Source organism: Actinacidiphila sp. bgisy144 (assembly GCF_057708105.1).
Genome location: NZ_JBYIRM010000003.1, coordinates 291,987 through 306,609, shown reverse-complemented (window position 1 = coordinate 306,609; position 14,623 = coordinate 291,987). Strand labels below are relative to the sequence as shown.

The window sequence follows — 14,623 nt, the reverse complement described above, 5'->3', positions numbered from 1 at the left end:
AACCCGCAGCGCTGGAAGAACTGAAGGCGGAGTTCGAGGCCGAGGGTGTCCGGGCGCGGATGGTGGCGGTGGACTACGCCTCCCACTCGGCGCAGGTGGACCGGCTGGAGGAGGAGATCACGTCGGTCCTGGCGGGGATCAACCCCCGTCGGGGCCGGGTCCCGATGGTCTCGGCGATGACCGGCGAGACCCTCACGGGTGAGGAGTTGGACGCCGGCTACTGGTTCCGGAGCCTGCGGGCGACGGTGCACTTCGACCGTGCGGTGCGGATTCTGGCGGGTGAGGGTCAGCGGGTCTTCGTGGAGGTGTCGCCGCATCCGGTGTTGCTGGGTGCGATGACGGAGTCGTTGGAGGAGGTTGCTCAGGAGGCAGGTCCGGGTGCGGTGCCAGGTGCGCTGTGTGGGACGTTGCGCCGGGACGACGGTGGTGCGGGGCGGGTGCTGACGTCGCTGGCCGAGGCGTACGTCCACGGCGCCCCGGTGGACTGGACGGCCGTCCTGCCCGACGGGCAGCAGGTGGAACTGCCCACCTACGCCTTCCGGCACGAGCGGTTCTGGCCGAAGGGCGTCCTCGGCGGGCTCGGCGCCAAGGCAGGCGGCGACGCGCTGTCGCTGGGTCTGGGGGCCGTGGGCCACCCGCTGCTCGGCGCGGCCGTCGAACTCGCCGGTGGCGCAGGGGTGGTGTGCATGGGCCGGCTGTCCCTGCACACGCACGCCTGGCTGGCCGACCACGCCGTGGGCGGCATGGTGCTGCTGCCCGGCACCGGCTTCGTGGAGCTGGCCGTACGCGCCGGCGACCAGGTCGGCTGCGGTGTCCTGGACGAACTGACGCTCCAGGCGCCGCTGGTGCTGCCCGCCGACGGCAGCGGCATCCAGGTCCAGGTCGTGGTGGCAGCGCCCGGTGGTGAGGGCCACCGCGCGGTCGAGGTATTCTCCCGTCCGGAGGGCGCGGCCGCACAGCAGCCGTGGACCCTGCACGCGAGCGGTGCCCTCGTCCCCGGCGAGGCGCTTGGGACGCCCGATCCCGACCTCGCGGCCTGGCCGCCGCGCAACGCCGCACCGGTGGACGTCTCGGACGTCTACCCCGTACGCCTCGCTGAGGTCTACGGCCCCGCCTTCCAGGGCCTGCGGGCGGCCTGGCGGCGCGGGCAGGACCTCTTCGCCGAGGTGGCACTCCCCGAGGAAATAGCCCAGGATGCGGCCGCGTTCGGCCTGCACCCCGCGCTGCTCGACGCGGCGCTGCACGTGTCCGTCCTCGCGGACGGCTCTGCCGCGGACGGGCCGGGCGAGGCCACCATGCCGTTCGCGTGGTCCGGCGTGGAACTGCACGCGGGCGGTGCCTCGGCGCTGCGGGTGAAGCTGCGGCAGGACGCCCAGGGCACCATCGCGATGACGGCCGCGGACACCACCGGCGCCCCCGTGGTGTCGGTCGAGTCGCTGGTGCGGCGCCCCATCCCGGTGGCCCAACTGCACGCCGGACGAAACGAGTTGGGCGACTCGCTGTTCGTACCGAAGTGGACCGCGGTCAGCGCGGGCGAGGCCCCGGCCGGCGCGTGGGCGCTGCTCGGCGCCGACACCTGCCGGCTGGCCGACGGCCTGGCCGCCGCCGGAGTGGCGCTGACCGCCTTCGACGGCCTCGCCGAGCTGGCCGCGGCCGCCGAGGCCGGCCCGGCCGACCTCCGTACCGTCCTGGTCTGCGCCGACGCCCTGTTCGGCACGGGCACCGGCGACGCGGGGGCGGAGTTCCCCGCCGCGGTACGCGACTCCGGCGGCGCCGCACTCCGCTTCCTCCAGGACTGGCTGGCCGAACCCCGGCTGGAGGACACGCAGTTGGTGCTCGTCACCCGCGGCGCCGTCGACACGGCCGCCGGCGAGCAGCTGGCGGACCTGGCCGGAGCGGCCGTACGCGGCCTGCTGCGCTCGGCGCAGGCCGAGAACCCCGGCCGGATACTGCTGGCGGACCTCCCCGCGGACGCCGGCGCCCCGGCCGACAGCGGCGCCCCCGCGGACGCCGACGCCCCCACCGGCACCGCCGCCCCTGCCGACAGCGGCACTCCCACCGGCACCGGCGGCGAGGTGGCGCTGCTCCCCGCCGCGCTCGGCACCGGCGAACCCGAGATCGCGCTCCGCGACGGGACCTGCTTCGGCAGGCGCCTGACCCGGCCCGAAGGCGCGGTCACGGCGGTCGAGTGGCCGTCCGCGCCGCAGGCCGACCCCGCCGCCCGCGCGCTGCTGGTGACCGGTGGCACCGGAACCCTGGGCGGGCTGGTCGCCCGGCACCTCGTCGCGACCGGACGGGCCGGCGGCGTGGTGCTCACCAGCCGTACCGGCCCGGCCGCCCCCGGAGCGGCCGCGCTCGCCGCCGGACTCGCCGAACTCGGCGTGTGGGCGCAGGTCACCGCCTGCGACGCCGCCGACCGGGACGCGCTGGCCGCCGTCCTGGACGGCATCCCCGACGGCAACCCGCTGGGCTCCGTGGTGCACGCCGCCGGCGTCGTGGACGACGGCCTGGTCACCACCCTGACGCCGGAGCGGCTGTCCGCGGTGCTGCGGCCGAAGACCGACGCGGCCTGGCACCTCCACGAACTGACGGCCCACCTGGACCTCGAGCGGTTCGTGATGTTCTCCTCCGCCGCGGTCACCTTCGGCGCGCCCGGCCAGGGCAACTACGTGGCCGCGAACTCCTTCCTCGACGCCGTCGCCGCCCACCGCAGGGCCGCCGGACTCGCCGGCATGTCCTTGCAACTCGGCCCGTGGGCCCACGAGGCGGGCATCGGCCGCAACCTGGACGCCACCTCGCTCTCCCGCATCGACCGCGCCTTCGTGCCGCTGTCCGCCGACGAGGGACTGGTCGTCTTCGACGTGGCGCTGGACCGCGACGAAGCGGTGCTCACCCCCGCCCGGCTCGACGCGGCCGCGCTGCGCGGGCAGATGGGCGCCGGGGCGGACGTGCCGCCGGTGTGGCGCGCCCTGGCCGGCGGGGCGCCCGCCCGCCGCGCCGCCGTGTCGACCGGTGCCGCCGTCGCGGGCGCCGGAGCCGACGCCGGCGACGCGCTGCGCCAGAAGCTGGCGTCGGTGTCCGGCACCGAACGCGACCGGCTGCTGCTGGAGCTGGTGCTCGCCCACACCGCCGCCGTCCTGGGCCACGCCTCGCCCGCCGCCATCGACCCCGGCCGCTCCTTCACCGACGTCGGCTTCGACTCGCTGATCGCGGTCGAGCTGCGCAACCGGCTGAAGGCGGAGACCGGGCTGCGGCTGCCGGCCACGCTGGTCTTCGACCACCCCACCCCGGCCGCTCTCGCCGCCATGCTGCGCGCGGAACTCGCCGGCGAACTGCCCGCCGCCGCGTCCCCCGCCGTCCCCGCGGCGCTGCTGCCGGTCGCGGACGAGGCCATCGCCATCGTCGGCATGGCCTGCCGCTTCCCCGGCGGGGCGGCCGGACCGGAGGAGCTGTGGCAGCTCCTGGCGTCCGGCGCGGACGCCATCGGGCCGTTCCCCCGCGACCGCGGCTGGGACCTGGAGATGCTCCAGGACCCGGCGGCCGAGCGCACCGGCAAGACGTACGAGCAGGTCGGCGGGTTCGTGCAGGACGCCGCCTCCTTCGACGCCGGGTTCTTCGGGATCAGCCCGCGTGAGGCGCTGGCGATGGACCCGCAGCAGCGGCTGCTGCTGGAGACCTCCTGGGAGGCGTTCGAACGGGCCGGCATCGACCCCTTGTCCGTACGCGGCAGCCAGACCGGCGCGTTCGTCGGCGGCTACTCCTCCCGCTACGCCAACGACGTGCCGCTGGAGGGCACCGGCATCGCCGAAGGGCACCTGGCCACCGGCAACGCCACCAGCGTGCTGTCCGGCCGCCTGTCCTACACCTTCGGGCTCGAAGGGCCCGCGGTGACGATCGACACCGCGTGCTCCTCGTCCCTCGTCGCCCTGCACATGGCCTGCCAGGCGCTGCGCAGCGGCGAGTGCTCGCTCGCCCTCGCCGGCGGCGTCACGGTCAGCGCCACCCCGGACGTGTTCATCGCCTTCGCCACGGCCGGCGGCGTGTCGCTGGACGGCCGCTGCCGCTCCTTCGCCGCCTCGGCCGACGGCTCCGGCTTCTCCGAGGGCGCGGGCATGCTCGTGGTCGAGCGGCTGTCCGACGCCGAGCGCAACGGGCACAAGGTTCTTGCGGTGGTGCGGGGTTCGGCGATCAACCAGGACGGCGCGTCCAACGGCCTGACGGCGCCCAACGGGCCGTCCCAGCAGCGCGTCATCCGCGCCGCGCTCGCCAACGCCCGCCTGACCACCGCCGACGTCGACGTGGTCGAGGCCCACGGCTCCGCGACCACCCTGGGCGACCCGATCGAGGCGCAGGCGCTGCTGGCCACTTACGGGCAGGAGCGTCCCGGGGACCGGCCGCTGTGGCTGGGTTCGGTGAAGTCCAACATCGGCCACACGCAGGCCGCGGCGGGCGTCGCGGGGATCATCAAGATGGTGCTGGCGCTCCAGCACGAGCAGTTGCCGCGCACGTTGCACGTGGACGAGCCGACCCCGCACGTGGACTGGTCCGCGGGTGCGGTGGAGCTGGTGGCGGAGCCCGTGCCGTGGATCAGCGGCGACCGGGTGCGCCGGGCAGGCGTGTCCGCGTTCGGCATGAGCGGCACCAACGTCCACGTCATCCTGGAGGAGGCCCCGGCCCCGGCCCCGGCCCCCGACTCCGACCCCGGGGCGGCCGACGCCCCCGCCGCGCCCGCGCTGCTGGGCGACGGCGAGGCCGGCGCGTGGCTGGTGTCCGGCCGTACCGCCGACGGGCTCGCCGCCCAGGCCGAACGGCTCCACGCCTGGGCCGCCGCCCGCCCCGAGGCCGAACCCGCCGACGTGGCCTGGTCGTTGGCTGCCACGCGTTCGGTGTTCGAGCACCGTGCGGTGGTGGTCGCCGGTGACCGGGACGGGTTCGTGGACGGGGTGCGGTGCCTGGCCGCGGGGACCAGGGCGCCGTCGGTCGTCACCGGCACCGCCCGCCCGGCGGGTCGTACGGCGTTCGTCTTCGCGGGTCAGGGTACGCAGTGGATCGGGATGGGGCGTGAACTGCTGGGCGCCTCCCCGTTGTTCGCCGCGCGTCTGGCGGAGTGCGAGACGGCTCTCGCCCCGCATGTGGAGTGGTCGCTGCGTGACGTGCTGATGGGTGCGGAGGGTGCGCCCGAGTTGGAGGCCGCGGAGGTCGTGCAGCCCGCGCTGTGGGCGGTGATGGTCTCCCTTGCCGCGGTCTGGGAAGCGGCGGGGGTCACTCCCGACGCTGTCGTCGGCCACTCGCAGGGTGAGATCGCGGCGGCGACGGTGGCGGGCATGCTGTCGCTGGAGGACGCCGCACTCGTGGTCGCCGCGCGCTCCCGCGCGCTGTCCGGGCTGTCGGTGGCCGGATCGATGGTGTCCGTGGTCATGCCGGCCGCCGCCGTGCAGGAACTGGTCGATGGCTTCGACGGCCGACTGTCGGTGGCTGCCGTGAACGGTCCTGCCGCCGTCGTGGTCTCCGGCGAACCGGAGGCGCTGGCGGACTTCGAACGCCAACTGGCCGCGCGCAGGGCGATGCGGTGGCGTATTCCGTCCACCGATTTCGTGGCGCACTCTCCGGCGGTGGAGCCGTTGGCGGAGCAACTGCACGGCGAGTTGAGCGGGATCACTCCCCGCGCCGGTCGGCTGCCGATGGTCTCGACGGTGACCGGTGAGTGGCTCACCGGCGCGGAGGTTGACGCGGGGTACTGGTTCGCGAATCTGCGGCGGACGGTGCAGTTCGAGGGTGCTGTGCGGAGTCTGCTGGCTGCCGGGTACGGGGCGTTCGTCGAGGTGTCGCCGCACCCCGTGCTGACCGCGGCCATAGCCGAAACGGCAGAGGACGCGGAGGTCGAGGATGTTCTGACGGTGGGGACGTTGGAGCGGGAGGATGCCGGGTCGGCGCGGCTGCTGGTGTCGTTCGGGCAGGCGCATGTCGGCGGGCTGCCGGTGGACTGGCGGCGGGTTGTGCCGGTCGGTGTGACGGTGGATCTGCCGACGTATGCGTTCCAGCGGCGCCGGTACTGGCTGGAGTCGGCGGGTGCGGCGCCCGTCGTCGGCGGGGATGGCGCGTCGTCGGAGGCGGAGGCCCGGTTCTGGGCGGCCGTGGAGGGCGGTGACCTGGCGGGGATCGCGGAGACGCTGTCCATCGAGGACGAGCGCCACCTGCACGACGTGCTGCCCGCACTCGCGTCCTGGCGGCGCCGCGAACGCCGCCGCTCGGAGACGGCGGGCTGGCGCTACCGGACGACCTGGTCGCCCGTCACCGCCGCCGGGTCCGCGTGGCTCACCGGCCGGTGGCTGCTCGTCGCCCCCGCCGGCGCCGCCGCCGAACTCGTGGAGTGGACCGCTTCCGCGCTGGCCGCCCGCGGCGCCGAGACCGTGACGGTCCGGGTGCCGGCCGGGACCGTACCGCGCGGCACCGTCGCCGAACTGGTCGGCCGGGCGACGGCGGGCACCGAGCCGCTGTCCGGGGTGCTGTCGCTCCTCGGCCTCGACGAGGCGCCGCTGCCCGGGCAGCCCGCCGTGACCGCCGGCCTCGCCGGCACGCTGGGCCTGCTCCAGGCGCTGGGCGACGCCGGGGTGGAGGCGCCGCTGTGGCTGCTGACCCGCGGCGCCGTCGCCACCGGCCCCGGCGAGCACCTGGCCAGCCCGCTCCAGGCGCAGATCTGGGGCTTCGGCCGGATCGCCGCCCTGGAACACCCGGACCGCTGGGGCGGGCTGGTCGACCTGCCGGAGACGGCCGACGACCGTACCGGCGCGCAGCTGGCGGCCGTACTGGCCGGCACCGACGAGAACCAGGTCGCGATCCGGGCGGTCGGAACGATGGGCCGCAGGCTGGCCCACGCCCCCCAGCCCCCGGCCGGCGAGGGGTGGCGTCCCGCGGACGGCACCGCGCTCATCACCGGCGGCACCGGCGCGCTCGGCGGGCACGTGGCACGCTGGCTCGCCGACCGCGGCGCCGAACGGCTCGTGCTCACCAGCCGTTCCGGCCCCGGCGCCACCGGCGTCGCGGCGCAGGCGGCCGAACTGGCCTCCTGCGGCGCCCGCGTGGACGTCCTCGCCTGCGACACCGCCGACCGCGCCGAGCTGGCCGCCCTCCTCGGCCGCGTCCCGGCGGACGGCCCCGCGCTGTCCACCGTGGTGCACACCGCCGCGGTCCTGGACGACGGCGTGATCGACGCCCTCTCGCCCGAGCGGCTGGAGACGGTGCTCGCCGCCAAGGCCGCCGGCGCCGCACACCTCGACGAGCTCACCGCCGACCTGGACCTCGACGCCTTCGTGCTGTTCTCCTCCGTGGTGGCCACCACCGGCGCGCCGGGCCAGGCCAACTACGGTGCCGCCAACGCCTACCTGGACGCCCTCGCCCAGCACCGGCGCGGCCGCGGCCTGCCCGCGCTCGCCGTGGCCTGGGGCCCGTGGGCCGCGGGCGTGGCGCAGAGCTCCGAGGCCGCGCGGCAGCGGCTCGCCCGCAACGACTGGGAAGAGGTCATGGACCCCGACCTGGCGGTCCGGGCCCTGGGCGAGGCACTGGACGGCCGCGACACCGCACTGACGGTGATGAACATCGACTGGACGGCCGTCCTCGCCGAGCCGCAGGAGTCCGCGGACCTGGTGCACGCGCCCTTCATGCGTGACCTGCCGGAGGTGCGGCGGCTCGCCGCGCTGCTGGCCGTCGCCCCGTCCGCCCCGGCCGAACGGGACCTGGCGGACCGGCTGGCCGGCCTGACCCGGGCCGAGCAGCGGCGGGCCCTGACCGCACTGGTGCAGGACAAGGCCGCCCGGGTGCTCGGCCACACCACACCCGACGCCGTACAGGCCGGCAGCGCCTTCAGCGAACTCGGCTTCGACTCCCTGACGTCGGTGGAACTGCGCAACGACCTCAGTGCCGCCACCGGCCTGCGGCTGCCGGCGACCCTGCTCTTCGACTACCCGACGCCCACCGCCCTGACCGGCTACCTGGCGGAGCAACTCCTGGGCGCCCGGCCCGAGGACACCCCGGCGCAGTCCGCGGTGCCCGCCACCATCGCCGCCGACGAGCTGATCGCGATCGTCGGCATGGCCTGCCACTACCCCGGCGGCGTGGCCGGCCCCGACGACCTGTGGAACCTGCTCGCCACCGGCGGTGACGCCATCTCCGGCTTCCCGGACGACCGCGGCTGGCACCTGGAGTCGCCCGACGGCACCGAGTTCGACACCGTCGGCGGCTTCGTGCAGGACGTCAGCGGCTTCGACGCCGGGTTCTTCGGGATCAGCCCGCGTGAGGCGCTGGCGATGGACCCGCAGCAGCGCCTGCTGCTGGAGACGTCCTGGGAGGCGCTGGAACGGTCGGGCATCGACCCGATGTCGCTGCGGGGCACCGCCACCGGCATGTTCGTCGGCGGCTACGCCTCCGGTTACGGCCGCGACGGCGACTTCGAGGGCGCGGCCCACCTCATCACCGGCAACGCCACGAGCGTGCTGTCCGGCCGGGTGTCCTACGCCCTCGGCCTGGAGGGCCCCGCGGTCACGGTGGACACGGCCTGCTCGTCCTCGCTCGTCGCCCTGCACATGGCCACCCAGGCGCTGCGCACCGGGGAGTGCTCGATGGCACTCGTCGGCGGTGTCACGATCATGGTCACCCCGGACGGCTTCATCGGCTTCAGCGAGCAGAGCGGCCTCGCGATGGACGGCCGCAGCAAGGCGTTCTCCGCCGACGCCGACGGCATGGGCTTCTCCGAGGGCGCGGGCATGCTCGTGGTCGAGCGGCTGTCGGACGCCCGGCGCAACGGCCACAAGGTCCTCGCGGTGGTGCGCGGTTCGGCGGTCAACCAGGACGGCGCGTCCAACGGCCTGACCGCCCCCAACGGCCCCTCGCAGCAGCGCGTCATCCGCGCCGCGCTGGCCACCTCCGGCCTGTCGGCGGCGGACGTCGACGCGGTGGAGGCCCACGGCACCGGCACCAAGCTCGGCGACCCGATCGAGGCGCAGGCGCTGCTGGCGACGTACGGCCAGGAGCGTCCCGGGGACCGGCCGCTGTGGCTGGGTTCGGTGAAGTCCAACATCGGCCACACGCAGGCCGCGGCGGGCGTCGCGGGGATCATCAAGATGGTGCTGGCGCTCCAGCACGAGCAGTTGCCGCGCACGTTGCACGTGGACGAGCCGACCCCGCACGTGGACTGGTCCGCGGGTGCGGTGGAGCTGGTGGCGGAGCCGGTGCCGTGGCCCAGCGGCGACCGGGTGCGCCGGGCCGGCGTCTCCTCGTTCGGCCTGAGCGGCACCAACGCGCACGTCATCCTGGAAGAGGCCCCGGTAGCCGCCGAGGCAGCCGAGGTCCCCGAGGCCCCGGAGGACGCCGGCTGGTCCGGCAGCGCGGTGGTCCTCCCCGGCACCGCCCACGCGTGGCTGGTGTCCGGCCGCTCGGCGGCGGGCCTGTCGGGCCAGGCGGAGCGGCTGCGGGAGTGGGTCGACGAGCGTCCCGAGCTGCAACCGGTGGACCTGGCCTGGTCGTTGGCGGCGACCCGTTCCGCCTTCGAGCACCGGGCCGTGGTCGTGGGGGGTGACCGGACCGACCTGGTGAACGGTCTGGTGAGTCTCGCGTCGGGTACGCCGTCGGGTGCGGTGGTCTCGGCGGTGGCGCGTGCGGACACCCGTCCGGTGTTCGCGTTCGCGGGTCAGGGGTCGCAGTGGGTGGGGATGGGGCGTGAGCTGGCGTCGGTGTCGCCGGTGTTCGCGGCTCGTCTTGCGGAGTGTGCGGTGGCGTTGGCGCCGTATGTGGAGTGGTCGCTGCATGACGTGTTGGCGGGTGCGGAAGGCGCTCCGGCGCTTGAGGCGGCTGATGTGGTGCAGCCCGCGCTGTGGGCGGTGATGGTGTCGCTGGCCGCGGTCTGGGAAGCCGCCGGTGTCGCCCCCGAGGCGGTGGTGGGTCACTCGCAGGGTGAGATCGCGGCGGCGACGGTGGCGGGGATGCTGTCGTTGGAGGACGGTGCTCGGGTGGTGGCGTTGCGGTCGCAGTCGTTGAAGGTGTTGGCGGGTGCGGGCGGGATGCTGTCGGTGAGCCGGTCTGCCGAACAGGTCGAGGAGCGGTTGGCCCGGTTCGGGGAGAGCGTGGCTCTGGCGGCGGTCAATGGCCCTTCGGCGGTGGTGGTGTCGGGCGAACCCGCAGCTCTGGAGGAGTTGAAGGCGGAGTTCGAGGCCGAGGGCACCCGGGCGCGGATGGTGGCGGTGGATTACGCGTCCCACTCGGCGCAGGTGGACCGCCTGGAGGACGAGATCACGTCCGTTCTGGCCGGGATCAACCCCCGTCGCGGCCGGGTTCCGATGGTGTCCGCGATGACCGGGGAGACCCTGACCGGCGAGGAGTTGGACTCCGGTTACTGGTTCCGCAGTCTCCGTGCGACGGTCCATTTCGACCGTGCGGTGCGGACGTTGGCGGGTCGAGGCCATCAGCTCTTCGTCGAGGTGACCCCGCACCCGGTCCTGATGGGTGCCATGAACGACACCCTGGAGGACGTGGCCCAGGAGGCCGGTCACGGCGCTGAACCTGCCGCCGTCTGCCCGACGTTGCGCCGCGACCACGGCGGCACCGAACGCCTGCTGACCTCGCTGGCCGAGGCCTTCGTCCGCGGCGCGGACGTCGACTGGCGTGCCGTCCTGCCCGCCGGGCAGCAGGTCGAGCTGCCGACGTACGCCTTCCAGCACGAGCGCTTCTGGCCGAAGCAGACCGCGGCCGCCTTCGGCGGGGACGCGGTGTCGCTCGGCCTGGGCGCGGTGGGCCACCCGCTGCTCGGCGCGGCCGTCGAACTGGCCGGTGGCGCAGGGGTGGTGTGCACGGGCCGGTTCTCGGTACGGACACACCCGTGGCTGGCCGACCACGCCGTCGGCGGGGCCGTGCTGCTGCCGGGTACGGGCTTCGTGGAGTTGGCCGTACGCGCCGGCGACCAGGTGGGCTGCGGGGTGCTGGAGGAGCTGACGCTCCAGGCGCCGCTGGTGCTGCCGGCCGACGGCGGGGTGCAGGTGCAGGTGGTGCTCGCCGAGGCGGACGCCGAGGGCCGCCGGACGGTCGAGGTGTTCTCCCGCCCCGACGCCTCCGACGGGCCGCAGGTGTGGACGCAGCACGCCGCCGGTGTGCTCGCCCCGGCCACGGGCGGAGCGGCGGCCGAGGCGGACTTCGCGGTGTGGCCGCCGCGGGACGCCGCCGAGATCGACGTCTCCGGCCTCTACCAGGCCGCGGGCGAGAACGCCTACGGCTACGGCCCGGTCTTCCAGGGCCTTCGGGCCGCGTGGCGCCGCGGTGCGGACGTCTTCGCCGAGGTGGCGCTGCCGGAGGACGCCGCGGCCGACGCTGCCGCCTTCGCCCTCCACCCGGCGCTCCTGGACGGGGCGTTGCACGCCGCCGCCCTGGTCGAGGGCACGGACCGGAACGAACCGGGCGAGGTGCGGCTGCCGTTCGCCTGGACGGGCGTCGAACTGCACGCCGCCGGCGCCTCGGTGCTGCGGGCCCGGCTGCGCCGCGACGCGCAGGGCGCACTGGTCGTGACCGCCGCGGACCCGGCGGGCCAGCCCGTGGTGTCCGTCGCGTCGCTCATCACCCGCCCGGTGCCGGCCGCGCAACTGCGCTCCGCGGACGCGGGAACGGCCGACGCGCTGTTCGGGGTCGAGTGGGCCGAGGCCGCCCCGGGCGCGGCCGTCACCGGCGCGTGGGCGCTGGTGGGCACCGACCGCTTCGGCGTGGCCGAGGCACTGGCCGCAGCCGGCACACCGGTCCGCCGCTTCCCCGGCATCGGCGAACTGGCCGCCGCCGCGGAGGCGGGGGACATCGCGCCCGCCGTCGTCCTGTCCTGCGCCGGGGGCGACGCGCAGGACACGGACCCGGCCCGGGCCGCGGCCCGCGCGACCGGGGAGACGCTGGGGCTGGTCCAGGAGTGGCTGGCCGAACGGCGCCTGGACGACGCCCGGCTGGTGCTTCTCACCCGCGGCGGCGTGGCCGTCGCGGCCGGTGAGGGCGTCGCCGACCTGCCGGCGGCCACCCTCTCCGGGCTGGTGCGCTCGGCGCAGTCGGAGAACCCGGACCGGCTGGTCCTGGTCGACCTGCCGACCGGCGGCTCCGCCGCGTACGCCGCCTTGCTGCCGACGGCACTGGGTGGCGAGGAGTCCGAGCTGGCCGTCCGGGACGGCAAGGTGTACGGGCGCCGGCTGACGCGTCCTTCGGGTGCGCTGGTGGTGCCGGAGGGGCCGTGGCGGCTGGAGCCGGACGCGGGCGGTTCGCTCGCGGGCCTGTCGGCCGTTTCCGCCCCGGAGGTCTCGGAGGCACCGGCGGCGGGGCAGGTGCGGGTCGCGGTGGGCGCCGCGGGGCTGAACTTCCGCGACGTGCTGATCGCCCTGGGGATGTACCCCGGCGGCGGCATGATGGGCAGCGAGATCGCCGGCACGGTCCTCGACACCGGCGACGGTGTCGGCCGGCTGGTCCCGGGCGACCGGGTCATGGGCCTCGCCGAGGGCGCCTTCGGGCCCACGGCCGTCACCGACGCCCGCCACCTGGTGCGCATCCCCGACGGCTGGTCCTTCGCCGAAGCGGCCACCGTCCCCAGCGCCTTCCTGACGGCCTGGTACGCGCTGGTGGAGTTGGCCGACGCGAAGTCGGGGCAGCGGGTGTTGGTGCACGCGGCCACCGGTGGTGTGGGCATGGCGGCGGTGCAACTGGCGCGGTACCTGGGCCTTGAGGTGTTCGCCACGGCGAGCCCGGCGAAGTGGCCGGTGCTGGCGGGGATGGGCATCGACGAGGCGCACCGGGCGTCGTCGCGTGACGCCGGGTTCGAGGCGGCGTTCCTGGCGGCCACCGACGGGGCCGGTGTGGACATCGTGGTGAACTCGCTGGCCGGTGAACTCACCGACGCCTCGCTGCGGTTGCTGCCGCGCGGTGGCAGCTTCGTGGAGATGGGACGCACCGACGTCCGCGACGCCGACAAGGTGGCCGCGGAGCAGCCCGGCGTCCGCTACCGGGCCTTCCAACTCGCCGAGGCCGGCCCCGACGCGCTGGCCGCCATGCTCGAAGGAGTCATGGAGCTGCTGGCCGCGGGCGAGTTGCGGCCGCTGCCGCTGCGGGCCTGGGACGTACGCAGGGCACCGGACGCCTTCCGCCACATGCAGCACGCCCGGCACACCGGGAAGATCGTCCTGACCCTGCCCGCGGGAGCCGCCGTGGCCCCGCGGGTCACCCCGGCCCCTGCCCGTACGGCGCTGGTCACCGGCGGCACCGGCACGTTGGGCGGCCTGGTCGCACACCACCTGGCCACCACCGGCCGGGCGGACGCGCTGCTGCTGACCAGCCGTTCGGGCCCCGCCGCCAAGGGAGCGGCGGCGCTGGCCGCGCAACTCGCTGAATCCGGCGCCGCGGTGGACGTCGTGGCCTGCGACGCCGCCGACCGCGGAGAGCTGGCCGCCGTGGTCGCCGGCATCCCGGCCCACGCCCCGCTGCGGACCGTGGTCCACACCGCCGGACTCCTCGACGACGCCACGGTGGCGTCGCTGACCCCGGAGCGCCTCACCACGGTGCTGCGGCCGAAGGCGGACGGCGCCTGGAACCTGCACACGCTGACCCGGGGACTCGACCTGGACCACTTCGTGCTCTTCTCCTCCGCCGCGGCCGCCTTCTCCAGCCCCGGCCAGGGCAACTACGTGGCCGCCAACGCCTTCCTCGACGCCCTCGCCGCCGAGCGCAGGGCGGCCGGACTGCCCGGCACCTCACTGGCCTGGGGCATGTGGGCCGACGCCAGCGCACTGACCGGGCGGCTCAGCGCGTCCGAACGCAAGCGCATCCAGCGCGGCGGCGTCACCGCGCTCACCGCCGGCGAGGGACTGGCGCTGCTGGACCTGGCCCTGGCCAGGGACGAGGCGCTGCTGATGCCGGCCAAGCTCGACCTGGCCGGACTGCGGGCCCAGACCGCCGGCGGCACCCAGGTCCCGCCGCTGTTCCGGGCCCTGGTCACGGCGGGCACCGGCCGGCGCAGCGCCGCCGGAGCCGGCACGGGCGGCGGCAGCGCCGACGCGCTGCGCCAGCAACTGGCCGGACTGACACAGGCAGAGCGCACCCGGCTGCTGGCCGACCTGGTCCGTACCCACGTCGCTGCCGTCCTCGGGCACGCCTCCACGGAGACGGTCGAGGCGGGCCGCGCCTTCACCGACCTCGGCTTCGATTCGCTGACCGCCGTCGAACTGCGCAACCGGCTCACCACGGCCACGGGGCAGCGGCTGCCCGCCACCCTGGTCTTCGACTACCCCAACACCGTGGAACTCGCCGCCTTCCTGCTGGAGAAGTTGGCGCCGGAGCTTGTTGAACAGAGCGCGCCGGACGCCGCGGAGGAGAAACTGCGCACGGCGCTCGCGACCGTTCCGCTGTCCAGGTTCCGCGAGGCCGGGCTGATGGACGCGCTGATGCGGCTCGCCGGTGTCCGCGACGACGCCCTGCTCGGTGACGAGGAGGAGCCGAGCGGCGACATCGACGCGCTGGACGCCGACAGCCTGATCCGCCTCGCCCTGGAGGGGGACGCGGAGTGAGGGCGCGCGGAGTGCGGGCGCGGACGACGCCGGAGAGGACACCGCGGACGGCGCCGCGA

At 75.5% G+C, this 14,623-nt stretch carries 1 protein-coding gene (running past one end of the window); it reads left to right on the top strand.

What is annotated here, in order from left to right; translation table 11 throughout:
• A protein-coding gene (locus tag AC3EVP_RS05715) for a type I polyketide synthase (RefSeq protein WP_435126789.1) crosses the window boundary here: on the top strand, nt 1-14,564 show its final stretch. The gene continues 21,790 nt to the left of window position 1, outside the view; the window shows 14,564 of its 36,354 coding nt (coding positions 21,791-36,354); the start codon falls outside the window, past its left edge; its stop codon occupies nt 14,562-14,564.
• Nucleotides 14,565-14,623 lie beyond the last annotated feature (59 nt).